This is a genomic window from Aedoeadaptatus nemausensis (assembly GCF_903819165.1).
GTDB lineage: Bacteria > Bacillota > Clostridia > Tissierellales > Peptoniphilaceae > Aedoeadaptatus > Aedoeadaptatus nemausensis.
The window spans coordinates 20,633-46,445 of the sequence record NZ_CAIJCS010000019.1 but is presented as its reverse complement, the minus strand read 5'-3'; the positions used below and the strand labels follow the sequence as shown (position 1 = coordinate 46,445).

The 25,813-nt window shown below is 45.5% G+C and carries 27 protein-coding genes and 1 other annotated feature; of the genes, 21 read left to right on the top strand and 6 right to left on the bottom strand.

Annotation, left to right across the window (positions count from 1 at the left end; genetic code table 11):
- The first annotated feature begins 71 nt into the window (after positions 1-71).
- The 9 genes from PEPTYR26121_RS04860 to PEPTYR26121_RS04820 all read left to right on the top strand — a co-directional run bounded on the left by PEPTYR26121_RS04860 (position 72) and on the right by PEPTYR26121_RS04820 (position 9,555).
- Complete coding sequence (locus PEPTYR26121_RS04860) at positions 72-773, top strand: lantibiotic protection ABC transporter ATP-binding protein (protein WP_180499807.1); 702 nt, start codon at positions 72-74, stop codon at positions 771-773.
- 3 nt (positions 774-776) lie between these two features.
- Positions 777-1,517: a lantibiotic immunity ABC transporter MutE/EpiE family permease subunit gene (locus tag PEPTYR26121_RS04855; RefSeq protein ID WP_180499805.1), complete on the top strand. Its 741-nt coding sequence runs from the start codon at positions 777-779 to the stop codon at positions 1,515-1,517.
- Complete coding sequence (locus PEPTYR26121_RS04850; RefSeq protein ID WP_246285900.1) at positions 1,514-2,257, top strand: lantibiotic immunity ABC transporter MutG family permease subunit; 744 nt, start codon at positions 1,514-1,516, stop codon at positions 2,255-2,257. Before PEPTYR26121_RS04855 ends, PEPTYR26121_RS04850 begins: the two co-directional genes overlap by 4 nt.
- Before the next feature lie 38 nt (positions 2,258-2,295).
- The gene (locus tag PEPTYR26121_RS04845) at positions 2,296-2,955 is read left to right on the top strand and encodes a response regulator transcription factor (RefSeq protein ID WP_180499803.1); all 660 of its coding nucleotides are present in this window, start codon (positions 2,296-2,298) and stop codon (positions 2,953-2,955) included.
- Positions 2,946-4,322, top strand: coding sequence for a sensor histidine kinase (locus PEPTYR26121_RS04840; RefSeq protein WP_180499801.1), 1,377 nt, complete (start codon positions 2,946-2,948; stop codon positions 4,320-4,322). Before PEPTYR26121_RS04845 ends, PEPTYR26121_RS04840 begins: the two co-directional genes overlap by 10 nt.
- Before the next feature lie 213 nt (positions 4,323-4,535).
- Positions 4,536-5,105: an alkyl hydroperoxide reductase subunit C gene (gene ahpC / locus PEPTYR26121_RS04835; protein ID WP_180499799.1), complete on the top strand. Its 570-nt coding sequence runs from the start codon at positions 4,536-4,538 to the stop codon at positions 5,103-5,105.
- Complete coding sequence (gene ahpF / locus PEPTYR26121_RS04830) at positions 5,105-6,622, top strand: alkyl hydroperoxide reductase subunit F (protein ID WP_180499797.1); 1,518 nt, start codon at positions 5,105-5,107, stop codon at positions 6,620-6,622. The genes ahpC and ahpF overlap by 1 nt, the downstream gene beginning before the upstream one ends.
- A 154-nt stretch (positions 6,623-6,776) precedes the next feature.
- Positions 6,777-7,247: a glutathione peroxidase gene (locus PEPTYR26121_RS04825; protein WP_180499795.1), complete on the top strand. Its 471-nt coding sequence runs from the start codon at positions 6,777-6,779 to the stop codon at positions 7,245-7,247.
- 46 nt (positions 7,248-7,293) lie between these two features.
- Positions 7,294-9,555, top strand: a complete 2,262-nt coding sequence (locus PEPTYR26121_RS04820; RefSeq protein WP_218956319.1) for an ATP-binding cassette domain-containing protein — start codon at positions 7,294-7,296, stop codon at positions 9,553-9,555.
- Positions 9,556-9,566: 11 nt separating this feature from the next.
- Here PEPTYR26121_RS04820 and bioB read toward each other — a convergent pair whose 3' ends face one another.
- Positions 9,567-10,517, bottom strand: coding sequence for a biotin synthase BioB (gene bioB / locus PEPTYR26121_RS04815; protein ID WP_180499793.1), 951 nt, complete (start codon positions 10,515-10,517; stop codon positions 9,567-9,569).
- Positions 10,518-10,725: 208 nt separating this feature from the next.
- Between bioB and PEPTYR26121_RS04810 the strand changes: the two genes are divergently transcribed.
- Positions 10,726-11,868: an acyl-CoA dehydrogenase family protein gene (locus PEPTYR26121_RS04810; RefSeq protein WP_180499791.1), complete on the top strand. Its 1,143-nt coding sequence runs from the start codon at positions 10,726-10,728 to the stop codon at positions 11,866-11,868.
- Positions 11,869-11,922: 54 nt separating this feature from the next.
- Here the strand turns inward: PEPTYR26121_RS04810 and PEPTYR26121_RS04805 are convergent, their stop codons facing one another.
- Genes PEPTYR26121_RS04805 through nadA form a run of 4 tightly spaced genes read right to left on the bottom strand, consistent with a single transcriptional unit; the run spans position 11,923 to position 15,016 of the window.
- The gene (locus PEPTYR26121_RS04805; RefSeq protein ID WP_180499789.1) at positions 11,923-12,726 is read right to left on the bottom strand and encodes an aspartate dehydrogenase domain-containing protein; all 804 of its coding nucleotides are present in this window, start codon (positions 12,724-12,726) and stop codon (positions 11,923-11,925) included.
- An 11-nt stretch (positions 12,727-12,737) separates the two neighbouring features.
- The gene (locus tag PEPTYR26121_RS04800) at positions 12,738-13,253 is read right to left on the bottom strand and encodes a transcription repressor NadR (RefSeq protein WP_180499788.1); all 516 of its coding nucleotides are present in this window, start codon (positions 13,251-13,253) and stop codon (positions 12,738-12,740) included.
- Positions 13,240-14,097 (bottom strand): carboxylating nicotinate-nucleotide diphosphorylase, encoded by an 858-nt coding sequence (gene nadC, locus PEPTYR26121_RS04795; RefSeq protein WP_180499786.1) that lies wholly within the window; start codon positions 14,095-14,097, stop codon positions 13,240-13,242. The genes PEPTYR26121_RS04800 and nadC overlap by 14 nt, the downstream gene beginning before the upstream one ends.
- A 22-nt stretch (positions 14,098-14,119) precedes the next feature.
- Positions 14,120-15,016, bottom strand: coding sequence for a quinolinate synthase NadA (gene nadA / locus PEPTYR26121_RS04790; RefSeq protein ID WP_180499784.1), 897 nt, complete (start codon positions 15,014-15,016; stop codon positions 14,120-14,122).
- A gap of 138 nt (positions 15,017-15,154) precedes the next feature.
- On the opposite strand from nadA, the gene PEPTYR26121_RS04785 reads away from it, so the two are divergent.
- From PEPTYR26121_RS04785 to PEPTYR26121_RS04765, 5 genes are read left to right on the top strand one after another with little or no spacing between them, the layout of a single operon-like run.
- The gene (locus PEPTYR26121_RS04785) at positions 15,155-15,484 is read left to right on the top strand and encodes a rhodanese-like domain-containing protein (RefSeq protein WP_218956318.1); all 330 of its coding nucleotides are present in this window, start codon (positions 15,155-15,157) and stop codon (positions 15,482-15,484) included.
- Position 15,485: 1 nt separating this feature from the next.
- On the top strand, positions 15,486-16,733 hold the full coding sequence (locus PEPTYR26121_RS04780; RefSeq protein ID WP_180499783.1) for an amidohydrolase family protein: 1,248 nt from the start codon (positions 15,486-15,488) through the stop codon (positions 16,731-16,733).
- A gap of 53 nt (positions 16,734-16,786) precedes the next feature.
- Entirely contained in the window at positions 16,787-16,966 is a 180-nt protein-coding gene (locus tag PEPTYR26121_RS04775) for a rubredoxin (RefSeq protein ID WP_425484709.1), read from the top strand.
- 54 nt (positions 16,967-17,020) lie between these two features.
- Positions 17,021-17,965 carry an NADH:flavin oxidoreductase gene (locus PEPTYR26121_RS04770; protein WP_180499781.1) on the top strand — a complete coding sequence of 315 codons (945 nt, stop codon included), beginning with the start codon at positions 17,021-17,023 and terminating at the stop codon, positions 17,963-17,965.
- A 13-nt stretch (positions 17,966-17,978) separates the two neighbouring features.
- Positions 17,979-19,382: an S-layer homology domain-containing protein gene (locus PEPTYR26121_RS04765; RefSeq protein ID WP_180499779.1), complete on the top strand. Its 1,404-nt coding sequence runs from the start codon at positions 17,979-17,981 to the stop codon at positions 19,380-19,382.
- A 45-nt stretch (positions 19,383-19,427) separates the two neighbouring features.
- Here PEPTYR26121_RS04765 and pepT read toward each other — a convergent pair whose 3' ends face one another.
- Positions 19,428-20,645, bottom strand: coding sequence for a peptidase T (pepT, locus tag PEPTYR26121_RS04760; RefSeq protein ID WP_180499777.1), 1,218 nt, complete (start codon positions 20,643-20,645; stop codon positions 19,428-19,430).
- A 76-nt stretch (positions 20,646-20,721) separates the two neighbouring features.
- On the opposite strand from pepT, the gene PEPTYR26121_RS04755 reads away from it, so the two are divergent.
- The 6 genes from PEPTYR26121_RS04755 to PEPTYR26121_RS04730 all read left to right on the top strand — a co-directional run bounded on the left by PEPTYR26121_RS04755 (position 20,722) and on the right by PEPTYR26121_RS04730 (position 25,785).
- Positions 20,722-21,924, top strand: a complete 1,203-nt coding sequence (locus PEPTYR26121_RS04755) for an aminoacetone oxidase family FAD-binding enzyme (protein WP_180499775.1) — start codon at positions 20,722-20,724, stop codon at positions 21,922-21,924.
- 44 nt (positions 21,925-21,968) lie between these two features.
- Positions 21,969-22,085, top strand: a sequence feature (ribosomal protein L10 leader region).
- Positions 22,086-22,102: 17 nt separating this feature from the next.
- The gene (gene rplJ / locus PEPTYR26121_RS04750; RefSeq protein WP_180499773.1) at positions 22,103-22,639 is read left to right on the top strand and encodes a 50S ribosomal protein L10; all 537 of its coding nucleotides are present in this window, start codon (positions 22,103-22,105) and stop codon (positions 22,637-22,639) included.
- Between the two features lie 29 nt (positions 22,640-22,668).
- The gene (gene rplL, locus PEPTYR26121_RS04745; protein WP_180499771.1) at positions 22,669-23,058 is read left to right on the top strand and encodes a 50S ribosomal protein L7/L12; all 390 of its coding nucleotides are present in this window, start codon (positions 22,669-22,671) and stop codon (positions 23,056-23,058) included.
- A 250-nt stretch (positions 23,059-23,308) separates the two neighbouring features.
- The gene (locus PEPTYR26121_RS04740; RefSeq protein WP_180499769.1) at positions 23,309-23,986 is read left to right on the top strand and encodes an AzlC family ABC transporter permease; all 678 of its coding nucleotides are present in this window, start codon (positions 23,309-23,311) and stop codon (positions 23,984-23,986) included.
- Positions 23,976-24,305 (top strand): branched-chain amino acid transporter permease, encoded by a 330-nt coding sequence (locus PEPTYR26121_RS04735; protein ID WP_180499767.1) that lies wholly within the window; start codon positions 23,976-23,978, stop codon positions 24,303-24,305. Before PEPTYR26121_RS04740 ends, PEPTYR26121_RS04735 begins: the two co-directional genes overlap by 11 nt.
- A 52-nt stretch (positions 24,306-24,357) precedes the next feature.
- The gene (locus PEPTYR26121_RS04730; protein WP_180499765.1) at positions 24,358-25,785 is read left to right on the top strand and encodes an NCS2 family permease; all 1,428 of its coding nucleotides are present in this window, start codon (positions 24,358-24,360) and stop codon (positions 25,783-25,785) included.
- Positions 25,786-25,813: the final 28 nt, after the last annotated feature.

Below are 25,813 nucleotides of genomic sequence, written 5' to 3'. Positions count from 1 at the left end.
CAATGACAAATAGTCCTTAAGAAATCCTTAAATTTATGCCGTAATCTTCAATTAAGAAAGAGGAGGTTATTATGGATCAATTTATCTTGGAAACAAAAAAGTTATCGAAGGTATTTGGCAACCAAAAAGCTGTAGATGGTATATCCCTAAGAATTAAGGAAAATTCAATTTATGGACTACTTGGACCTAATGGAGCCGGCAAGTCTACTACATTAAAAATGATCATCGGTATGTTGTATAAATCATCAGGGGATATTTTATTTGAAGGGCATCCATGGAGTCGGAATGATTTAGCAGATATAGGAGCCCTCATTGAAACGCCGCCTTTATATGAAAATTTAAGTGCTAGGGAGAATTTAAAAGTAAGAACTTTATTGTTAGGATTGCCTGATTCCAGGATTGATGAAGTTTTGGAAATTGTTAGTTTAAACGATACCGGAAAGAAGAAAACCGGTCAGTTTTCTTTAGGAATGAAACAAAGACTGGGGATCGCCATTGCATTATTAAATAATCCGAAGCTTTTGATTTTAGATGAGCCGACGAATGGACTTGACCCATTGGGAATTCAAGAATTACGTGGTTTAATAAGAAGTTTCCCCGAAAAAGGAATAACTGTGATTTTATCCAGTCATATTCTAGCGGAAGTAGAACAAACTGCGGATCATATAGGGATTATTCATAATGGGCAATTGAAGTACCAAAATATTATGAGTCATCATGAGAATTTAGAGAAACTTTTTATGGATGTTGTAAAAAGTGAAACGAGGGCATAGCACATGACGAATTATATTCTTGCAGAAAATTTAAAACATAAGCATAGTTTCTTGAAAAAGTTATTGGTCATTATGCCACTATCTTTAATCTTATTATCATTCTTTCTCATGCCAAGTTATTTCACCACGAATTCCTATAACTGGTGGTACGTTATCATAATGCCGGCAACATTCGCCTTAATTCCGGCCATGATGAATAGAAGAGAAGATAGAAAAATAAACTACAGGGCTGTTTTTTCGCTTAATATTGATCTTCAAAAGGAGTGGATTTCAAAAATAGTAACAGCTTCACTTTATATAAGTATGGCTGCAATGGTTCATATGCTGGGAGTGTTTATTTTTCAATCTTTCGTGGGCGAACAACTAACACCGAACTATACATTTCTGAGATTGTTATGTGCAAGTGTATTACTAATTATAACTAACATTTGGCAAATCCCATTTTGCTTTTTCTTGGCAAAAAAGTTTGGCTTTATCGTAAGTATTGCAATAAATGCAGTATTGGGTTTAGGGCTGGGAATTATGTTATCCGATAGAGGCACGTGGATTTATTGTCCATATTCTTGGGGAATTCGATCAATGGTACCTGTTTTGCATATTTTACCGGGTGGTGTTTTAATAAAATCATCAAACCCGATGCTATCGAACACATCCATCTTTCTGCCCTGTATTTTATCTGTATGTCTATTTATTTTACTGACATTGATAAGTGCAAAATGGTTTTCGAAGCAAGAGGTAAAATGATGTTGAATATTATTAAATCCGAACTATATAAAATGAAGCACACCTGGCTTGTTTGGGTTCACATAGTTTTACCAATTGCCTATTCAGTGTTTTTTTACGTAGCGTCAATAACGACCAGTTTAAAAAATTATGAAAAAAATGATATGGTGCAGACCTATTTTGTAATTTTAGGAGCAATGCTTCCAATAGTCTGTAGTTTTATTACATTCAAAGCTGTAGATATGGAAGCAAGTGCGGGAAATTTTCAGGTGCTTTTATCAACGACAAAATCTCGAACGAAGGCTTACCTTGGAAAACTGATTGTAATGGAGTTGGGATTTATTGTTTCGTTAACGTGGGCCGTTATCATTTTTGCTGCTTTATCCGGATATCAACACGCCCTTGATTGGATCATTGAGTTATTTTTAATTTTTATTAGCAGCATAGCTTTGTATATAATTCATACGTGGATTGGGTTCGCATCTAGTAGCGGCGCATCGATTGGATTGGGTTTTATAGAAACAATGATTTCTTTACTTTTGATGACAATTCTTGGTGATAATATTTGGTACTTTATTCCTTGTACATGGCCAACCAGGTTTCCCGCTACGTTTATTATGATGCGAAACGTTTTGGATAGTTCCTATTTTTACAGAGAGATAAGACTGTGGAGTTTTGTAGCGACTCTTATGATCCTCATTCTACTTATTTCTTCGATCATTTGGTTCAATAAGTGGGATGGAAAGACTGCCGGTGATTAATAAGGGGGTAATATTATTTTAAATGAGGAGGTGACGGAATGTCTTTAATTCTTGCAGTTGATGATGAGCTGGACATGCTCGATCTAATAAAAAACATTTTGAAAAAGAACCACCATCAAGTTCATATATTCCAAAACCCTTTAGACATCGATAATAGCAAACTTAGTCAATATGATTTGATTCTGCTCGATGTCATGATGCCGGGTATGGACGGAATTCGTTTTTGTAAAGAGATTCGAGGTAAAGTAGACTGTCCTATTCTCTTTTTAACTGCAAAAACGAGGGAAGACGATATCGTAGAAGGGCTATTAATTGGTGGGGATGATTACATTACCAAACCATTCGGTGCAGCAGAACTAGTAGCTCGTGTCGAGGCGCATTTAAGACGAGAAAAGCGAGAACGGCACACGAGTTTAAACCTTGATGACATTCGATTTGATTTATCTTCCAATGAAGTGTTTGTAGCGGACAAAAAAGTTCATTTGACAAAATCGGAGTATCAAATTTCAGAATTACTGGCAAAAAGAAAAGGACAAGTATTTTCAAGGGAGCAACTATACGAGCTTGTCTTTGGATTTGATGGGATAGGCGATGCATCTGCCATATCGGAACATATCAAAAACATTAGGGCGAAGTTCCAAAAGTATGGGAAAAATCCAATTGAAACAGTATGGGGGATCGGATATAAATGGAATTAAAATCAAAAAGCCAATCTCTTAATAAGGTACTTTTCAAATATTTATTGAGTATTACATTGGGGCTCGTCATTTCCGTTGGATTAATCCTGGGTTTTATGCATGCTTCCATCCAATTTAAGTGGATCGTGCCGGCAAATTATACTGAAACTTCAATTCTTGAAAGAAGGATGGACATTGCCACATCAAAAAAATTCCAAAAGTCATTACTTCCGGATAAAACATCGTATCTATTTTTATCAAAAGATGAAAAAGTGATAGAAACAAATATGAATAAGAATATTCAAGATAAGGCAATTAACTATCACAAAGGCTCCGGATACTCTAATGCGAACTTATCCTTTGTAGAAATACAAAGGTCAGATGGCTATGTCATAGTTGCTTATAATCTAAAACCTTACTACTCAAATTCTTGGATGCAACAAACGCTTCCGACAATCACTATTTTGTTCGTGTCTTTACTCATAATATTTTGTTTTACGAGTATCATTGCCATTACTTTATTTTGGGCAAGGCGAATTTCGAAAGAATTAAATCCTTTGCTACAGGCTTCAGAAGAAATCGGGAAACAAAATTTAGATTTTCAAGTTAAAAAATCAAATATTCAAGAGTTTAATGCCATATCCGAAAGTTTAGAAAAAATGAAAGTGGGATTAAGCGAGTCTTTAAGAACAAATTGGAGAGAGGCAGAGAAAAAAAGGAATCAGATTTCAGCATTAAGTCACGATATAAAAACACCGGTTTCAATCATAAAGGGAAACTCAGAATTATTAGGAGAAACAGATCTAACAGAAGAGCAGGAAATGTATCTTAACTATATTAGAAAAAACACAAACCGCATTAGCCAATATATCGAGTCCTTAATGCTTTTGAATAAATCGAACCAAGTAAATGAATTAAATTTTCTCGAAGTAGAAGTAGAGCAATTTGTAGAGAATATTGAAAAATTAACGAAAGAATTCACATCATCTTACCAGCTTCATCTTTTAGTAGATAGTAACTATGAGAATGATTTTTTAATTGTAGATACGAAAGAACTTGAGCGAGCTTTTCTGAATATTCTCAGTAATGCAGGGGAACACAGTCCTATAAACTCGACCATAAAATTAAGCATATGCTCCAAAGAGGACAATCTCGAAATATCCATATTGGATCAAGGACACGGATTTTCCAATGAGGATTTAGTATATGCAAAAGATCAATTCTATCAAGGAGACAAAAGCAGGCATTCAAAACAAAATTATGGAATCGGATTATTTGTCGCCGAGCAAATTATTAAGAACCACGGAGGACGTCTAATTTTAGAAAATAGAACTGACGAAATCGGCGCGAAAGTAAGCATAATATTACCTGTAAAGAATAAACCATGAAGTTGACTCTTTACCAAAACAAACAATGGATGTGTTTCATGAGGTGTGCTCAGTCCGCTTAGGCATCAGTGAATTTACAACTAAAACAATCGAAATCTCAAGCGTGAGGAGATAACGTTTGGGATTTTTTAATTCCGAGAGAAAGAGTAGACTTAATTTCCATCCCATGTTATAATTGAGAAGAAATATCATTAAATTAATAAGGAGGACATTATGTCACAAGTAGGAAAAAGAATACCTGAGTTTAACACCAATGGTTATAATCCCAAAAATGAAGAATTTGTCACCATTTCCAATAAAGATTTTGAGGGCAAATGGAATGTTCTCATGTTCTACCCTGCGGACTTTACCTTCGTCTGCCCGACGGAGCTTGAAGATATGCAAGAGCAATATGCTAAATTACAATCCCTCGGCGTAGAAGTTTACTCCATGTCCTGCGATACACACTTTGTCCACAAGGCATGGCACGATCATTCCGAAGCCATCAGCAAATTGGAATACACCATGCTCGCCGATCCTCATAAATCCATTGCGAGAGATTTCTACGTTCTCGACGAAGAAGCGGGCCTCGCGCAACGTGCCACTTTTATCATCGATCCCGACGGAATCATTCAAGCGGTAGAAGTTAATGCCGACGGCATCGGTCGCGATGCGAGCCAAGTTTATGATAAGATTCGCGCCGCACAATATGTTCGCGAGAACCCCGGCCAAGTTTGCCCGGCGAAATGGAAAGAATCCGGCGAAACCTTAACTCCGGGATTGGACCTCGTCGGTAAGATTTAATGTTGGATCAAGGATTAAAAAATCAGCTTAAGCAGTATTTACAACTTCTCGAAGGGGAAGTTGTATTTACTATGAGCCTGGACGATTCTGAAAATTCCAAAAAGCTGAGCGGCTTTGTAGAAGAAATCGTCGGCCTTTCCCCTCGTTTACATGTGGAGAAAAAAGAGCTGGAATTGACTCCGAGTTTTTCACTATCTTCCGGCGATCGAGGGGGCATCGTCTTTGCCGGCGTGCCCTTGGGTCACGAATTTGAATCCTTCGTTTTAGCGCTCTTACAAGTGAGCGGCCGTGCCCCGAAAATTGAAGATCATCAGCTGGAGAGAATAAAATCCATCGACAGAGAACTCGCCTTCGAGACGGTAGTCAGTTTAAGTTGCCACAATTGCCCGGAAGTAGTGCAGGCGCTTAATATTATGGCGACTGTGAACCCGAAGATAAGCCACCGCATGGTGGACGGCTCCATGTTCCAAGATTATGTGGACGAAAAAGGCGTTATGGCCGTGCCGGCAAGCTTCCTCAACGGGGAAAGTTTCTATAACGGCAAGATCAATTTAAATGCCATACTCGATAAAGTGACGGGCAAAAAAGAAAGGCCTTCCCTAAAAGATAAGTCCCTTTACGACCTCCTCGTGATCGGCGGCGGCCCGGCCGGTGCCACGGCGGCGATTTACGGCGCACGCAAGGGCATTAAGACGGGCTTGATCGCGAAAAACTTCGGCGGTCAAGTAGAGGAAACCCTCGCCATCGAAAATATTACGGGATTCACTTACACGGAAGGGCCGAAATTTATGGCCTCTGTTAAAGACCACGTCTTACAATACGGCGTGGATCTAATGGACGAAGTGGAAGTGGAGAAGATTCACAGGGACGATGTGATAAAGATTACCACCGACAGCGGCGAGCTTTCGGCGAAAACCGTCGTCATCGCCACCGGCGCGAAATGGCGCCTGATCGGCATCCCCGGCGAAATAGAGTTTCGCAACAAGGGCGTGGCCTATTGTACCCACTGCGACGGCCCTCTCTTTAAAGGGAAAAAGGTTACCGTCATCGGCGGCGGCAACTCCGGTATCGAAGCGGCCATCGACTTGGCGGGCCTCGCCGAGGAAGTGTTGGTTCTCGAATTTTTGCCGGAGCTTAAGGCCGACAGCGTCCTTCAAGATAAGCTGAAGACTTTAAGCAATGTTCGCGTCGTAACCAATGCGGAGACAAAAGCCTTGGAAGGCGGCGAGAAACTTGAAAAAATTCGCTATGTCGACCGTATCAACGGCGAAGAGCACGAAGAAGCCACAGACGGCTGCTTTATCCAGGTGGGCCTCGTTCCCGTTACGGAATGGGTGGAAACCATCGAGAAGAACAACCGCGGCGAAATCATCGTCGACGAAGTAGGTGCCACAAGCATGGAAGGCGTATTTGCGGCGGGAGACTGTACGGACAGCGCCTTTAAGCAAATCGTCATCGCCCAGGGCAGCGGCGCCACGGCAGCCCTTGGAAGCTACCAATATCTAATGCGACAATAAACAAAAAATCACAAAATCATAACATTATAATTGAATCCTCTTGAGAAAAATCGGCAGATTGCGAAGGCAGTTTGCCGATTTTTTAGCGCCTATCTTATAAAAGTTTCAAACCCTACTTTCTTCGGTATCTATTGATTATAGAAAAGAGGTTTTTATGTTTTACGATTATACGGTGAAGGATATCGAAGGGAAGGATGTTTCCCTTTCCGAATTCGAGGGCAAAGTGGTCCTCGTAGTGAATACGGCGAGTAAGTGCGGTTTTACGAAACAGTACAAAGGGCTCGAATCTCTATACGAAAAATACAAGGACGATGGTTTCGTGATCTTGGGTTTTCCCTGTAATCAGTTCGGAGGCCAGGAGCCGGGGAGTAATGAAGAGATTCAAAATTTCTGCGACATTACCTTCCAAGTGTCATTTCCCATGATGGGGAAAATCGAGGTCAACGGGGAAGGGGAAGATCCTCTCTATACTTTCTTAAAGAAGGAACAGGGCGGCCTCTTCGGAAGTGATATCAAATGGAATTTTACGAAGTTCCTCGTCGACAGGAAGGGAAATGTGGTGGATCGTTTTGCGCCGCAGAAATCGCCTGAAAGTTTCGAGGACGCTATTAAAGCTTTACTATAAAAAGGATCCTTCGTCTTTGGCGGGGGATTTTTAAAAGGAGGGCATTTTGAAGGACGAGATTCGCCTCTACGGCATGCGGGAAAATAATTTAAAGAATATCGACATGACGCTCCCGAAAAATGAAATCGTCGTGTTTACCGGGCTTTCCGGCTCGGGAAAGTCGTCGGTGGTATTCGATACTATTGCGAAGGAAAGTAAAAGGCAGCTGACGAAGGATTTTTCTTCTTACGAACGTCGCCATATGACCTTATACAGACGGCCCGATGTAGATAAAATTGAAAACTTAAGCACTGCCGTAGTGGTGCGTCAACGGGCGATTCACTCGAGTTCCCGCTCGGATATTGCGAGTTATATGGACATCGGACCGATGATGCGCTTGCTTTTTTCCCGCATCGCCGAGCCGAAGATTCAAGAGGCAAGCGATCTTTCGAAGTATTCCCGCTACGGCACCTGCCCTACCTGCGACGGCAACGGCTTGGAGATCGAAGTGGATCTTGGAAAGCTCGTGGATTTCGACAAATCGCTTCGGGACTATGCGGTGCAGTTCGCGCCACTTTCGCCGAGCCAATGGCAGGGCCGATGGATGATGACATGCGGTCTCTTCGATCCGGATCTTCCCATAAAGGATTATCCGAAGGAGGATTACGACCTCTTTATTTACGGGCCTGCCGACGGCGGCGTGGTGCTCGCACCTTTCCATACGAAAAACGGCGATCATAAATCCTGGTGGGACGGCCTTATTCCACGCTTCGAACGGCTCTATGTGAAGCGGGACATTTCCAATTTAAAGAGCGTGTCGAAAGAGGATGTGCTCGCTTTTTGTCACTACGCCCGTTGCGGAACCTGCAAGGGCACGGGGCTCCACCCGAAGGTGCTGGAATCGAAGATTAACGGCTTCAATATTGCCGATATTTACAATCTGGAAATGGAAGAGCTCCTGGAATTTTTAGAATCCGTCGAGGGAGATTACGGGAAAACTTTGGCGCGCCAAATGATTCCTACGGTGAAACAACTTATGGCCATGGGACTCGGCTATTTAAATTTAAATCGTCAGGTGTCCACCCTTTCGGGCGGAGAAGCTCAGCGCTTAAAGATCGCTTCGAAGCTCGGATCCACGCTCAATAATTTGTGCTATATATTCGACGAGCCTTCCGCCGGCTTACATCCGGAGGAAGTGAAGAAGATCGGCACTATCTTTAAAGCCCTTCGGGATCGGCACAACACGGTGCTCATCGTGGAGCACGACGATCAGATTATCGACATGGCCGATTGGATCGTGGAAATGGGACCGGGATCCGGTCGCCACGGGGGAGAGATCGTCTTTCAGGGAAAGCCCGAGGCCTTGGAAGATCGCGAAAAACGATCCGGCGGGGACTTTGAACTCCCGGAAGAGAAAAGTTTCGAGGGCTTTTATGAGGTATCTCATGTAAAGAAGAATAATTTAAAGAATATCTCCGTGAAGATTCCGAAGAACAGTTTGACGGGGATCTGCGGCGTGTCCGGCTCGGGAAAGAGCAGTTTGATCGATGCGATTTACGAGCGCTACGATCAGGCGATTATGATCGATCAAAAGGAAATCGGCCAATCGAGACGCTCCAATCTGGCTACGTATATGGGGATTATGGATAAAATCCGCAGTCTATTCGCCAAGGAAAATAAGGTGGATAAGGGACTCTTCTCTTTTAATTCCAAGGGCGCCTGTCCGACTTGCAAGGGGAAGGGCTTTGTGGAACCGGACGTGGCTTATTCCGATCCGGTTAAAATTATCTGCGAAGATTGCGGCGGAGAGCGCTATTCCAAAGAGGCGAGGAGCTACACTTATAGCGGCCATTCTATTGTCGACGTGCTCCATATGACGGCGGAAGAGGCTAAGGATCTCTTCGACGACGATATGATTCGAAAGCGGCTGAGCCTTCTCGAGGAGGTTGGCCTTTCTTATCTCTCCCTCGGTCAGGCCACGAGCACCCTCTCAGGCGGGGAACTTCAGCGACTAAAACTCGCCCATCGTCTGCGCCGGAGGGGCGAACTTTATATTTTCGACGAGCCTACTCGGGGGCTTCACACAGCCGATGTTCAGAACTTCCTCGCTTTACTTCAAAATCTCGTAGAAAATGAAAATACCGTCGTAGTTATCGAACACGATATGGAGGTATTGCTCCACGCGGATTATATTTTGGAACTGGGGCCCGTAGCGGGAAAGGAAGGCGGCAATATTATATTTGAGGGGAGTCTTCGAGATTTCTTAAATGAAGATACGAAGACGAGTTATTATTTAAAAAAAGCGCTCAATGCAAAAAAAGACGGCTAGACCGTCTTTTTTTATGGCGTAATCGTAAAGTTGTGGCGGCGAATCATTTGGAGATCTGTGGATTCGGCGGCGCCCCTTGTATTTAAAAAATTTCCCGTAATGGCGGCGTTCATGCCGGCAGTCAAAGTCGCTTCTCCATCTCCCGAGAGAAGTTGCCGTCCTCCGGCCAGTCGCAAGTAAGCGGTGGGGAGTATGTGGCGAAAGACGGCCACTGTGCGAAGTATCTCTTCTTCGGGAAGGGGCATTTGATTCGCAAGGGGCGTGCCTTCCATGGGGCTTAAAATATTGAGGGGAACCGATAAGATTCCGAGCTCCCGAAGATTTAGGGCCAGATCCACCCGATCTTCTCGTGTCTCGCCGATATTGAAGATACCGCCGCTGCATACTTCGATTCCCGAAGATTGAGCGTTTCTTATCGTTTGAATCTTTTCGTCATAACTGTGGGTCGTGCAGATGGAGGGGAAGTAGCGGCGAGAGGTTTCCAGATTATTATGGAGTCTCTCGAGGCCCGCTTCTTTTAAAATGGCGAGTTCGTCGAGATCTAATAAGCCGCCGGAAAGGCAGAGATGGAGATCGGTCTCCCTCTTTAAGCGGCGATAAATGCGAGCCACGGCTCGGACTTCGCTCCTCGATAGCTTCCTTCCTGCAAAGACGAGAGCAAAGCGGCCGATGCCGGCGGACTCGGCACACTTGGCATTTTCGAGGACCTCTTCTTCTGCGATCATCTCCTGCAGATCTACATGGCCCTCGCTCACGGAAGACTGCACGCAAAAGGCGCAGTCCTCGGAGCAATGGCCATTTTTTCCTCGCATAATCGTGCAGAGATCGAATGTGTCGCCAAGAGTGGCGCGGCGTATAGCATCGGCACTTTCCATAAGATCTTTTAGTGGAGCGTCGTAAAGGGCCAAGGCCTCCTCTCGGCTCAGTTTGTAGCCATTTATAAATTTTGCCGTGTTCTTCATTTTATAAATCCTCCACAATGTAGATGGTTTCAAACATGTAAACTCAACAATTAAATTGTATAGAAATTAATGAATTTTGAAAAGAAGCAAAAACTCAGAGTAAAAAAGTACGATATAAATTGACTGTAAGTTTAAGCGGGGATATAATAAAGAAAACGATTATCATGTAGCAATTAGGCGACATGTATCTTTTTAGAAGGAGGTCACAATGGATTTTAATTTATCAAAAGAGCATTTGGAAGTGCAAGAAAGAGCACGTAAATTTGTAGAAGAAAGAGTCCTTCCCGGCGTCATTGAACGGGATCAAAACTCCATCTATCCTATGGAACAATATCAGGAGATGGTAAAAGAAGGATTCGTCGGTTTCCAATTCGACAAAAAATACGGCGGCCTGGGAAAAGACTACATGTCCTATATTCTGACCATTGAAGAACTCGGTAAAGTTGACGCATCCCTTTGCGTTCTTTATTCCGTTTCTCTTTCCCTCTTTCTAGGCGGCATTTTAAAATACGGCACGGAAGAGCAAAAGAAATTCTTTATAGGCGGCGTGGCCGACGGTTCCATTACCGGTTGCTTCGCACTTACTGAAAAAAATGCGGGCAGTGATGCAAGCGGCGTGCAAACCGTAGCGGTTCGCGACGGCGACAATTACATTATCAACGGTACCAAACGCTTTATCACCAATGGTAAGACGGCGGATTACGCCATGATCGTCGCTAAAACTGACGTAGACGCTCCCGGCACCAAGGGCCTTACCTCCTTTATGGTTCCCACGAATACTCCGGGATATGAAGTAGTCGGTTTAGAAGATAAAATGGGACTAAGAAGTGCGGAAGTTGCCGAACTTAAATTCACCGATATGGTCGTGCCGGTATCCGCTCGCCTCGGCGAAGAAGGGGACGGCTTTAAGCTCGCCATGGAAACCTTAAACGGCGGTCGCGTCGGCGTAGCAGCACAAGCTTTAGGCATTGCGAAAGGTGCTTACGCTCACGCCATCGAGTTTTTGAAGAGACGTGAACAATTCGGCAAACCTCTTTATAAGAACCAATACCTCGCGTTTAAGGCGGTAGACCTCAGAAATATTATCGATCAGGCGGAACTTATGCTTTATAAAGCCGCTTGGCTCGAAGACCAAGGTATTCAAGATCCCAAGGCCTGCGCTCAAGCAAAACTTATCTGCTCCGATGCTGCCATGAAGGTAACAACCGAAGCTATCCAATTAATGGGCGGTGAAGGTTACATGAAGGAATTCCACGTGGAACGTATGATGCGCGACGCCAAGATTACACAAATCTACGAAGGCACCAACGAAATCCAACGGATGGTCATTCAAGGACCGGTTTTTAAATAAAAAACGCACCCGAAGGTGCGAAAAGAAAAGCGTCTTTCGAGACGCTTTTTTTATTTAGAAAAATTGAATGGGAGAGGCGAGGTTTTCCAAAAGTGCCACGACGCTCCACGCCGCCGTGATGCTGGATTTCGGATTGTTCGGATCGGGCTTCGATGTAATTTCCACGACGGCTTTGGCCCTGTCATTTTCCACCGTGACGCGATGGGTGTTGCCTCGGCTTTCGGGATCGGAAACCAGGCGGACGCCGGTGTGTTCAGCGCCGTTGGTGACGATGCCCGTGGCCACGGAAACATTGGTGTTTTTAGGAAAGCCTGCGATAGCTTCCCGGGCGTTGCCTTCGAATGCCGTGCATTTTTCATTTTCCGGTAGAAGCTCGCCTTTTAAATAGGGGGCGCCGTTTAAGCTCTTGGGCGCTTTTGTACTCTGAATTTCGCTCGTAGCGCCTCCCATTAAATAGAGGGTGCGCATAATGTCGAAGCCGCCGATGGCGCCGGATGTAATGTGGACTTTACGTCCTGCAGTTTCCGCTGTCTTTCGGATGTGTTCATAGAGCTCTTCGTCCGCCAATGCGCCTACCGATGTAATTACCACGTCTTTTCCCGCTTCGAGGAGTGGCGGAATATATTCTTTTACGGCGCCGACCCCTGCGATTTCCACAACGATTTCTGTATCGTCTTTAAGAAGTGCGTCAAATGACGGGTAGAGGGGAACGGATTTTCCCGCGATATCGATAGATTCTTCCGATAGGGCACTGTCGTAAATGCCTTTAAGTTCATAAGATGTGTCGAGTTTTTCGACGAGGGCGCGGGTTAAAATTTTTCCCAGTGCGCCGTAGCCGATAACGGCTATTTTTTTCATAGGTCCTCCCTTTATTCTTTTACGAGAAAACCGTGGGCGTCCAATGCGCTTTCCACCTCATGAAGAGTCTCCTCGTCTTCTGCGGAGACCGTATGGAAGTGGTAGCCATCGGTAATATTTTTAAGAGGCGTGCTCACGCTGTCGTAAATGGTATTCATAAAATGTCGAACGTTTTTTCTGGATTTAATGTTCATTTCCGCCTCTACCTTGCCGTAAATGCGGTGCTCCACATAGACATCTTCTACGGTAGCGCCAAGATCCACGATCAGATTCAACTCATCGACGATTTGATCGTCGCGATGTTTGCATTTAAACACCCGACGAGTAGCACCGGCGCCATCCATAATGTAACCTCGATTAGTGGAAGTGATGGGGATTTTTTTTGCGCGAAGTAAACTGATGTCGCCGACGATGACTTGTCTGGAGACGCCGAAATACTTCGCCAAATCATCCCCTGAAACCGGACTCTCGGCGCGGGATAAATAATCCTGTAAGGCCGCAAGCCTTTCCTGTTTAGTTTGGGTCATGGCGCAGTCCTTTCATGGAAAGATCCAAAACCGGTGCGGAGTGGGTGAGAGAGCCGCTGGAAATAATGTCGGCGCCCAAATCCCCGTAGTCTTTAATGTTATCGAAGCTGACATTGCCGGAAAGCTCCACGACGGCGCGATCTGCAATATAATCGATGGCCGACTTCATATCTTCGCGACTCATATTATCGAGCATAATAATGTCTGCGCCGGCGGCCACGGCTTCTTTTACCATGTCCATATTTTCCACTTCCACCTCGATTTTCTTCATAAAAGAGGTGTAGCTTCTCGCCGATTTTACGGCCTTTTCAATGGAACCCGCCGCTGCGATGTGATTGTCTTTCAGCATGACGCCGTCGGAAAGATTATAGCGGTGATTGGTGCCTCCGCCTATGCGGACGGCGTATTTTGCGAATAATCTGAAATTCGGCGTGGTCTTTCGCGTGTCGGCAATTTTTGTATTCGTGCCTTCTAAGGCCCGTGCCATTTTATTCGTGTAAGTGGCGATGCCGCACATGCGTTGCAGGAAATTTAACGCGACCCGCTCGCCGGTTAAGAGAGCGCGCAAGGGGCCGGAGACGGTGGCGATTTTTTCACCTTTTTTTACACGGTCGCCGTCGCACTTGAAGAATTCTACTTTGGTCCTGTTATCCAATAGATGAAAGACGCGCTCGAAGACGGGAAGGCCGGCGAGAATGCCCTCTTCCTTTGCGAGGAGATGGACGCTCCCCGTGGCTTTTTCGTCGACCACGCTATTAGTGGAAAAATCTTCTTCGTTAATGTCTTCTTTTAGTGCATCGAAAATAATGGGATCGATTAAAAAATGCGGTAAGCCGAAGGTCATAAAAACCCCTTTCTATAGCGAATTATTTGCAAATGGCGAGCATGCGATCCAATGGAAGCTTCGCCCGCTCGGCGAGTGTCGGATCCACGTGGATTTCATTGACGCCTTCTTCTAAAATGGCGACGATTTTGTCTGTAGTGATCTTTTTCATTCCCTCACAGATCATATCGGGGAAGATGAATTTTTTATCCGGATAATTTTTTTCAAGTTCGTATAAGAGTCCTTGCTCGGTAATAATAATATTCACGTCCCGATTCAAGTCGCCCACTGCTTTTAAAATACCCTTGGTGCTTCCCTTATAATCCACGTGTTCCAGGACTTCGGGCTTGCATTCGGGATGGGCGAAGACGGCGGCATCGGGATAGGCTTTTTTCAGATTAATGATTTTTTCAGCCGTCATCTGATCGTGCACCGGGCAGCATCCGTCGTTATTAATAAAGGTTTTATCGGGGAACTGATCTTGAATATTGCGGCCTAAATTTCCGTCGGGGATAAAAAAGATGGTGTCGCTTTCAATGGCGGAGACGACCTTTACTGCATTGGAAGAAGTACAGCAGTAATCGGAGTGAGCCTTAATATCGGCGGTGGAATTGACATAGCAGACCACGGCGAGGTCCGGATATTTTTCTCGCATCTCTTCGATTTTTTCCACGCTCACCATGTGGGCCATGGGACAGTCGGCGTCGAGATCCGGTAAGTATACGTGTTTGTCGGGATTTAATATCTTTACGGTTTCGCCCATAAATTCCACGCCCGCCATAATAATATGATTCGCATCCAGTTCCGTGGCGAGCTTGGCCAGAGTAAAGGAATCGCCGACCACATCGGCTACGGCCTGTACATCGCCGTCGACATAATAGTGGGCGAGAATGACGGCGTCCTTTTCTTTCTTTAAACGATCGATGGTATTGATTTCCATATAAAAACTCCTTTAAAACATAGAGTGTCGCGTGCTGAACAAGAGATATCATACCACAAGACAATACAACTGTCATGACAGTAAGTTTTTAAATTGTTTCTTTTTTGTACGAAAGCTATAATCTAAGAAAGGAGGTCTATGGATATGTTCGAGTTTTTAAGGGGAGAGAGGCCATCTTTTTCCTCTATGGATATAAATGAAGTGGATACGCTGGAAAATCCTTTTTTACTGGATGTACGGGAGCTCGACGAAACGGCGGAAGGAATTATCGAAGGGGCTCATTTGATTCCCCTGAGTCAACTTCTAGGTCAAATTGATCAGCTGCCGAAAGATAAAGAGATTTACGTCATCTGTCGTTCCGGTAATCGAAGCCGAAGGGCCTGCGCCTTTTTAAGTGACCGAGGCTTTCAATGTGTAAACATGACGGGCGGAATGAAAAACTATACGGGACCGACGGTAAGGGGGTAATATGTCGACGAAATTTATTAACGGGCGAATCTATAAACACGAGGACGCTACGGAAATTTTAGTGGAAGACGGAAAGATTAAAGCCATAGGACAAAATTTAGAGGGCGGCGATGAAATCGTCGATTTAAAGGGTAAGCTCGTTACGGCGCCCTATGTAGATCCTCACCTCCATTTAGATTATGTGTATACTCTCGAGGCAATGGGCGCACAGGGTGCGAAAAGCGGCACCCTTTTTGAAGCCATCGAGCTCTGGCCGGAGTTTAAGCGCTCCTTAACGGTGGAAGGTGTAAAAGAGCGGGCGAAGCGGGGGATTTACGACGAGGTTTCCCAAGGGGTACAGACCATTCGCACCCATGTGGATGTGACGGATCCGACCTTCACCGGTCTTAAGGCTATGTTGGAACTGAAGGACGAAATGAAAGATATCGTGGATATTCAGATCGTCGCCTTCCCTCAGGAGGGGATGTACACTTACAGAGGTGGGAAGGAACTGGTGGAGGAGGCACTGAAAATGGGCGCCGATTGCGTCGGCGGCATTCCTCATTACGAGCCGGCACGAGAATTCGGCGAGCGAAGCGTTCACGACATCGTGGATCTCGCCATAAAATACGATAAATTAATCGATGTGCACTGCGACGAAACCGACGATGTTCAATCTCGTTTTGTCGAGCTTTTAAATGCCCTGGTTCTAATGGAAGATTACGGCACCCGTACCACGGCGAGCCATACCTGCTCTTTCGGCAGTGCCGACGATTCCTATGCTTTTCGCATGTTTGATCTCTTTAAGAGAAGCGGTATTTCTTTCATCGCCTGCCCGACGGAAAACGCCTATCTTCAAGGGCGGCAAGATACCTATCCCAAGCGCAGAGGTCTTACACGGGTGAAAGAATTCTTGGAACGGGACATTCCCGTGGCCTTTGCCCAAGATTCCATTAACGATCCCTGGTATCCCATGGGCAATGGGAATATGATGAATATTCTGGACAACGGACTCCATCTCGCTCAGATCATGGCGCCCCATGAGATCGAAACCGCTCTGGATCTAATCAGTTATCAAGGGGCACGGTGTTTGTCCATAGAAGATTCTTACGGATTGAACTTGGGAAAAGACGCGAACTTTATCATTTTAGACGGCGATTCGCCCTACGATGTGATACGGAATCGCGCGGAAGTCTTGGCGTCGGTTCGGAAAGGAGAGTATCTCTTTAAAAAAGCCGAGCGTCGATTCGATATTTCTTTAAAACTTTAGCCTTGCGTTAAAAGCTGATCAAAGGGTATGATAGTCCTATAAGGAGGCATAGTATGGCAAAAGATATGAGTATTTATCGCTGTAAACCTTGCGGGTTTATTTACGACCCGTCGGAAGGTGTGCCCGATTACGGAATAAAAGCGGGCGTACCCTTTAAAGAACTTCCCGAAGATTGGACCTGCCCCAAATGTGGCGCGTCCATCTGGATGTTCGAAAAGGTAGAGGAAAAATAAAAGACACCCTGCGGGGTGTTTTTTATTACGAGGATTTATTGAGAGGAGAATAAAATGCAGAGGGATATTAAAATGAACGGACGCCTATTATCGTCGCCTTATGTGATGCCGCCCATGGCGACGGAGGGCACTGCGACGGGAGAGATTACCGACGGCATGATCGCCTATTACGAAAAGATGGTGAAAAATCCGAACTTCGGCCTTTTTATTTTGGAACATGCTTTTGTGGAGGAAAGAGGAAAAGCGAGCCCCAAGCAACTTTCCCTGGCAAAAGATTCCCATGTGGAAGGTCATAAAAAACTAGTGAAGGCGATGAAATCCATCAATCCCGACGCTCAATACTTTCTTCAGCTCAATCACGCCGGCGTTAAGACTCGGCGAGAGTATACGGGAGCGGATCCTATTGCCGTAGCGAAAAGGCCCTGGGATAAAACATCGAGTTTAATGACGGCGGAGGACTTTACCCGCATCGAGGAAGCTTTTGCGGCGGCGGCCGTCCGCGCCAAGGAAGCGGGATACGACGGCGTAGAGCTCCACGTGGCTCACGGTTATTTGCTCAATCAATTCTTATCCCCTCTAACGAACTTCAGAGAAGACGAATACGGAAAGGACCGGGTAAAGTATCCCCTTGAAGTTTTCGGCGCGATTAAAAAAGCGGTAGGCGACTATCCGGTGGCCGTACGTATCGGCGGTATCGAAACCATTGTGGGCGGCACCACGATCGAGGAAGGGGTAGACGCGGCCTTGCGTTTTGAAGAAGCGGGCGCCTGCCTACTGGATATGACCGGCGGTATGACGGGCTATGTACGTAAGGGCGTGGAAGAGCCGGGATGGTTCGGCGATCTTTCCGCGGCAGTAAAAGAAAAAGCGAGCGTGCCCGTTATGCTCACGGGGGGCGTAAAGACGAAAGAAGAAGCGGATAAACTGTTGGAAGAAAACAAGGCGGATCTTATCGGCATCGGCCGCGCCTTTTTACAAAATCCCCATTGGGGAGAATAAAGGAGGTATTCTATTGTCCAAGATTTTAAAAAGATGGAGGTCAATCGCTCTAATCGGATTGTTATTCTTTGTTATTACTCCGAGAGTCTATGCAAATAATGAGAATAATTACGAAGGTAGCCATGTCTATTTATTGGTAAATTCCGGAGCCTTGGAGCTGTATAATGATTCCATAGAAACACATATACAAGACTTTGCACGAGATCTTAAAAGAAAAAATCCTGTAAACAGAGTCAGCTTGGTCATCAGCAATAGCTACGAGGAGCAAAGGCTTATAAAAGAAGCGAGTGTCTTTGATGATGTTCATGTATTGTCAACGGATAAGGAAGATGAAAAGCCTTTAGATTTAACGAGTAATATGGAAAAAGTAATTGAACTGCAAAAGAGGGAAAACCCTAATTTTAAACAAGTCGTTGTTTTTATCGATAACGACGGAGGGTTAAGCGATGTATCTTTTGACAGTTCTTCGGATCAAGACTTTCAAAAAATTGCGAATGAGCATATGCTCGGAATTTATTCATCGGCGAAAGAATTAACGAGTAGATTTAAACCGGATACCGATGTATATGTAATTAGAACTAGAACACCTCTTTATGTTTTAGAAGATGGAGATGAGTACGACGAGCTCTTTTATTTAAATCAAACGAGAAGCATGACGGAGGTTCTTTTTAATAATTTACAAAATGCCGGTCTCTATTTTGTACATTTTGATCCGGACGAAATGAAAATTGCATTGGATACTATCAAAGAAAAAATTGCGATTAGCGCTAAGAAACCTATGCCTATTCCAATTGTTGAAGAGAAAAGAAAAGAAGAGCCGGAGATTGAGTCAGATATGGAGATTTATCGCATCGAGCATTTCAATGATGTACGCGAGACGGACTGGTACTATCGCGCTGTCCAACATGTAGTTCAGAACTCTTTTATGACAGGAACCGGCAGTAGACTTTTTTCACCGGAAGAAAATCTTTCAAGAGCTCAATTAGCGCAAATTATCTACAATATAGATGGCAATAAGAGTACCGGAAGGGAAAGCTTCTTTAAAGATGTGCAAGGGAACCAGTGGTATACGGATGCCGTCAATTGGGCATACGAAAATGGTGTTGTCAGCGGGTATGGTGACGGTAACTTCGGACCCAATGATCCTGTTTCAAGAGAACAAGCGATGACGATCATGTATCGATACATCAAGAAGTCTACGAAAGTGGAAGTCCAAGGAAGTCCGTTGGTTTTTTTCGGCGATAAGAGTAGGATCAGCCCCTATGCCATCGAAGCAATGACTTGGGCAAGTTATGAAAAAATTTTAAACGGGGATGAAAATAAGAACTTAAAGCCATTAGATAAGATCAAACGATCTGAAATTGCTCAAACTCTTTATAAGCTGGACAATAAAAAGTTTTTCATAAAAAATCTATAGGCACACAAAAACCCTCGCTTGGCGAGGGTTTTCTGTTGGGTAAATTTATGCTCGTTTTTCCATGGCTTGAAGGAGGCTTACGAGGAAGTCTCTGGATTTTTCCATGTGTTGAATGGGAATGTATTCGTAGGGGCCGTGGAAGTTCATGCCGCCTGTAAAGATATTCGGTGTGGGAAGTCCCATCCAGGAAAGCTTGCTGCCGTCGGTGCCGCCGCGAATGGGCTCGACGATGGGCTCGATGCCTTCTTCTTTCATAACTTCGACGCAAAGATCGATTAAATCCATATGAGGTTCGATTTTTTCGCGCATATTGCGATAGGATTCTTCTAATGTGAGTTTAATGCGATCGCCGTATTTCGTATTGAGGAAATCGACGGCGGATTCAAAAATCGTACACATTTTTTCTACTTTTTTCGCATCGAAATCCCTGAGGATATAAATCATTTCCGCCTCTTCCACATTGCCCCGGAATTGATCCAGGTGGAAGAAACCTTCGTAACCTTCGGTATATTGCGGGCGCATTTGTTCGGGAAGCATACCGTCCAGTTCCATGCCGAGGGAAATGGCGTTGATCATTTTATCTTTTGCCGATCCCGGGTGGACGCTCTTTCCTTGAATGTCCACCTTGCCGCTTACGGCGTGGAAGCATTCGTATTGCACTTCGCCCAGGCGGGAGCCGTCGAGGGTAAAGGCGATATCGGCGCCGAATTTTTCTACGTCGAATTTATCGACGCCTCGGCCGATTTCCTCATCGGGTGTAAAGCCGATGGCGAGAGGGCCGTGGGGAAGATCTTTTTCGATAATGGTCTTTAGTGTATCCATAATAATGGCGATGCCGGCCTTGTCGTCGGCGCCTAAAAGGGTGGTGCCGTCGGTGACCATAAGATCGAGGCCCACCACGTCGTCTAGGGCGGGGAAATCTTCCGGGGAAAGGACGATGTTTTTCTCTTTATTGAGTACGATGTCGCCGCCTTCATAGCGGATGACCCGGGGATTTACATTTTCGCCCTTGGCGGCAGGGGAGGTGTCCATGTGGGAAAGTAAACCCAATGTGGGCATTTTTTTGTCCGTATTACCTTCCAAGTGGGCGGTAACGTAGCCGTATTCGTCCACGGCGGCGTCGCTTAGACCCAGTTCCTTCAATTCGTCGACGAGGATATGAGCCAAATCGAATTGGCGCTTTGTCGAGGGGAAAGTTTTGGAGTTTTCATCACTTGTAGTATAGACCTTTACGTATTTTGTCAAACGTTCTGTAATATTCATAATACCTCCTTTGATCTACCTTGTATTGTAGCACAATCACGTGCTATACTCGCATTAATTTGAAAGGAGGTGCGCCATGTCTGTCGGCATTATCGGAGGCGGCGTCAGCGGCTTAAGTTTAGGTGTGCTCTTGGCGAGAGAAGGCCTGGAGGTTACGATTTACGAGCGTAAAAACAGAGTAGGCAAAAAGCTCCTGGCCACGGGAAACGGCCGGGCTAATGTCAGCAATGTAGATCTGGATATTTGTCATTTTCACAGTGAGGGAAAACTATCCTTCGATCCGACGAAGTCTTTCTCTCCCGAGGTACGGGATCTTTTTTTTGAAAGCTTGGGAATCGACTTGGTGGAGGAAGATCGGGGCAAGCTTTACCCCCGCACCCTTCAATCTCAGACGGTGCTCAATGCTTTGAGACGACGCTTTTCGGAGTGGGGCGGCGTGGAAGTGACCGATGCCTTTATCTCGAAGATCGAAAAGAGCAAAAAGGGCTTTTTAATTCACAGCAATGAAAAAACTTACAGAGCCGATTCCGTGGTGGTGGCCACCGGCGGCCTCGCCATGCCCGATTCGGGAAGCGACGGCAAGGGCTATGGCCTACTGGAAGATTTCGGACATAAGAGGACGCGCACCTTCCCGGGAATTTCCGCCCTTCTATGTAAGTCTCCCTATCTCGCTCACTTAAGCGGCACGAAGGTCGAAGGGGAGATTGCGCTTTTAAAAGACGGAAAAGAAATCGATCGCCGAAAGGGCGAAATCTTGTTGGCGAGGGACGGGGTAAGCGGCCCGCCGGTACTGGATCTTGCCCGGAAAGTCGGGGAATCGCCCGGGCGCTACGAAGTGTCTTTTCCCATGCTCAATCATTTAGACCAGGCGGAAAATTACCGAGATTATCTGGAAGGGCGGAGTTATCTTCCCGATAGGGTGGAATCTTTTTTAGAAGGTGTGGTTTCGAAGAAATGGGTCCACGTGATCTTAAAAGAATGCGGCCTTAAGGGCGACGCTATGATGGATTCGTTGGATTTCGATTTGCGCTCCAAGCTTTTAGATCTGCTATTCGATTTTACTTTAGATGTAGAAGGTGTAAGGGGTTTTGATTACGCCCAAGTTACCTGCGGCGGCATTCGTATCGACGATTTTACCGACCATCTCGAATCAAAACTCGTGCCCGGGCTTTACGCCATGGGCGAGGTTTTAGATGTGGACGGAGACTGCGGCGGTTATAATATCCACTGGGCCATGGCGGGAGCGCACCGCGTGGCGGAATCGATTTTAAAAAAATAAAATAAAATGGAGAAAAGGCCTTTACAACAAAGGCCTTCTTTGGTACTATGTAGTAGTTAAAACCGCAGACAGCAGGTGGTTCGCCTTAATTTCCTGCCGAGGTGACTGAATCTGATTTTAGTACTCGCATTGTGTCTGCAATGTGATTTTTTATTGTAAAAAATGAGGAGGTGAATCTGTGAAAGAAGAGCTACTCCAATCGAAAATTAATCTCGTCAACGAGATTAAAGAAAAAATCGAGAAGTCTCAATCGATTGTTTTCGTCGACAACAAAGGCTTAAACGTTGCTGAAGTGACCGAACTCAGAAAGAATCTTCGCGAAAACGGCGTAGATTACAAGGTGTACAAAAACACCATGCTGAAACGTGCATTTGGCGATTTAGGCATCGAAGGCGTAGAGGAATTCCTCGCAGGCCCGACGGCCATCGCATTTGGCATTGAAGACGCCGTTCAACCGGCTAAAATTCTTCATGACTTTGCCGAAGACAACGATCGCTTGGAACTTAAAGCCGGCGTGTTAGACGGTAAACTCGTAAGTGTTGAAGAAGTTAAGGCGCTTGCAAAACTACCGAGCCGCGAAGTTCTCGTTGCACACTTGCTTGGCAGCTTAAACGCTCCGATCCAAGGACTTGCAACTGTCCTTTCCGGAAACATCAGAGGTCTCGCCGTTGCGCTTGATCAAATTCGTGAAAAGAAAGAAGAAGAAACTGCCTAAGGGCATCAATTACATGGAGGTAATATAACATGGCATCTGAAAAAGTAACCGCTCTTATTGAAGAGATCAAAAATTTAACCGTTATCGAACTTGCTGACTTAGTTAGCGAATTAGAAGAAGAATTCGGCGTAAGCGCACAAGCTCCCGTTGCTGTTGCAGCAGCAGGCGCACCCGCAGCAGGCGCACCTGCTGCAGGCGGCGAAGAAAAATCTGAATTCGACGTTATTCTTGAATCTGCAGGTCAAGAAAAAGTTAAGGTTATCAAAGTTGTTAAAGACGTCACCGGCCTTGGCTTAAAAGACGCTAAAGCTTTAGTTGACGGTGCTCCGAAGCCCGTTAAAGAAGGCGCTAACAAAGAAGAAGCTGACGAAATCAAAGCTAAATTAGAAGAAGTCGGCGCAACTGTAGAAGTAAAATAAGTTTTGCTTATTAAAAAGCCCTCATCCTCCGGGATGGGGGCTTTTTGTATGGAGAACTTTATGAGGCATGGAAACATTGTGGAAACCATAAAAAGTAAGTGATTTTTTTGTAGTTAAGAAGTGGAAAATGTCGTAGCATCGATAGCGGGGTACCCCGATAAAGCGTTGAAATTTAGCCGTTTTCTTCTCTTTTATTATGAAAACGTGTATAATCATTTCATGAGACAGAAAGAAAGTAGGAGGAGGTAGTATGAGGGAGTTTAAAAAGGTCTTTCCGAAGACCATTCCTTTATTGATCAGCTACTTGCTTATGGGGATGGGCTTCGGCGTTTTAATTCGATCGGTGGGCCGCTCCACATTAGTAAGTGTTTTAATGAGTGGGGGGATTTGTGCCGGAGCCATGCAATTTGCCATGGTAAGTTTATTCGCTCAACCACTGGCAGTGATCGAACTTATTATTTTGGCGCTGTCCATAAACTTAAGATATTTATTTTACACCATATCCCTTTTAAATCCCTTGGAAGGGGAACCCCGGTGGAAGAAAATCCTGATCACTCATTTTTGCAGCGACGAAACTTTCTCTCTCTACATCAGCACGGGAGAAGACGGCGGCATGGCCACGCCCGACGATATGTTCGCCATGGGCCTTTTGAACTTCAGCTATTGGGTTCTCGGCACCCTTTTAGGAGCCCTCCTCGGGAGCGTCATTCCCATTAATGTGGAGGGCATCGAATTTATGATGACGGCTCTGTTTATTACCACTTTTATCGAGCAGTGGAAGGGAACGGATCACCACTTCCCGGCGATTTTAGGCATGGGTGCGTCCCTTATTGCCGTCCTCGTATTCGGTTCGGATAATTTTATTTTGCCTGCCATGATCGTTATATTAATCGGAAATCTTTACTACAGGAGGAAATATGTCAACTAAAGAAGTGTATATCGCCATCGGCATTGTGGCCGCCATTACCTTCGGCATCCGCATGTTCCCCCTGTTTTTCTTTTCTCGGCGAGATACGATCCCAAAAATCGTGAGGGACTTGGGGAATCTCCTGCCCTATTCCATGATGGCCTTACTCGTGGTCTATTGCTTACGCACCATAAAATTCGACAGTTTGTCGGGCTTTATGCCTCTGACCATCGCGAGTCTCGTAACGGCGGGAAGTTATTTGTGGAAGAGGAAATCTATTCTTTCCATTGTGGCGGGGACGGCGGTATACATGATTTTGATTCAACAAGTATTCCTCTAAAGTCTTCAGTCGTGATATACTAACGAGGTATTTATTTTATAAGGAGGAAAACATGGAATCATTCTTTAAACTTCGGGAAAACAATACGGACGTTTCCACGGAAGTGCTCGCCGGCGTTACCACTTTCTTCGCCATGAGCTATATTATTTTCGTAAACCCCGCTATTCTTTCCCAAACGGGCATTCCCTGGGGCGCCGTCTTCTTGGCCACCATTATCGCTACAGTGGTTTCCACTTTGGTCATGGGACTCTTTGCCAATGTACCTTACGCCTTAGCGCCGGGCATGGGGCTCAACGCCTTTTTCACCTATACTGTCGTCTTCGGCTTAGGTTTCAGCTGGAAGGAAGCCCTGGGCATGGTATTTTTGTGCGGCGTGATTAATGTTCTGATTACGGTTACAAAAGTACGTAAAATGATCATTACGGCCATTCCCGAGTCCCTGCAACACGCTATCAGCGGCGGTATCGGCGTCTTCATCGCCTATATCGGCATTAAAAACAGCGGTCTTTTAAGCTTTACTTTGGACCCGGGCACCTATCAAGCCCTCGACGGCGGTACTATTGTCGGATCGTCGGCTGCTGTGCCGAGTCTTGTAAGCTTCAGCGATCCCGGCGTGTTACTCGCTATAATCGGTATTATTATTACGGTGATCCTCGTGATTAAAAATGTTCGAGGTGCCATTATTATCAGTATCGCCGCTACGACTCTCTTGGGCATTCCCTTCGGCGTCGTGGATCTTTCCGCTCTTTCCGAAACGCCGACGGTGGCAAGTTCCTTCCAAGATCTTTCCACGGTTTTCGGAGTGGCCTTGGGTAGGGAAGGCTTAATCGGGCTCTTTACCGACCCCGCGCGAATTCCTCTCGTCCTTATGACGATTTTCGCCTTCTCCTTAAGCGACACCTTCGATACCCTCGGGACCTTTATCGGCACCGGTCGTCGTACGGGAATCTTTAGTGAAGACGATATTAACAATATGCAAAACAGCACGGGCTTTAAATCCAAGCTGGACAAAGCTCTTTTCGCCGATTCCGTCGGGACGGTCATCGGCTCTATCGTCGGCACGAGCAACACTACGACTTTTGTTGAAAGTGCCGCAGGTATCGGTGCCGGCGGACGTACGGGCCTTACCTCTACAGTAACGGCCGCACTCTTCCTCGCGTCGATCTTTATCGCGCCGGTGGCAGGCCTTGTGCCGGCACAAGCGACGGCTCCGGTACTCATTATCGTCGGAATCATGATGTGTGCAAGCTTTAAAGAAATCGAATGGACGGACTTGGAAGTGGCGGTTCCCGCTTTCTTCGCCTCTATTTTCATGGGCTACAGCTACTCCATCAGCGACGGTATTGCGGCAGGCTTTATTTTCTACTGCATCGTCAAAATCGTACAGGGAAAAGCAAAAGAGCTTCACCCGATCTTGGTCGCCGCTACGATATTATTCCTTATAAACTATGGACTTATGGCTTATTTGGCCATGGCATAAAAACACCCTCCGGGAGATTATCTTTGAT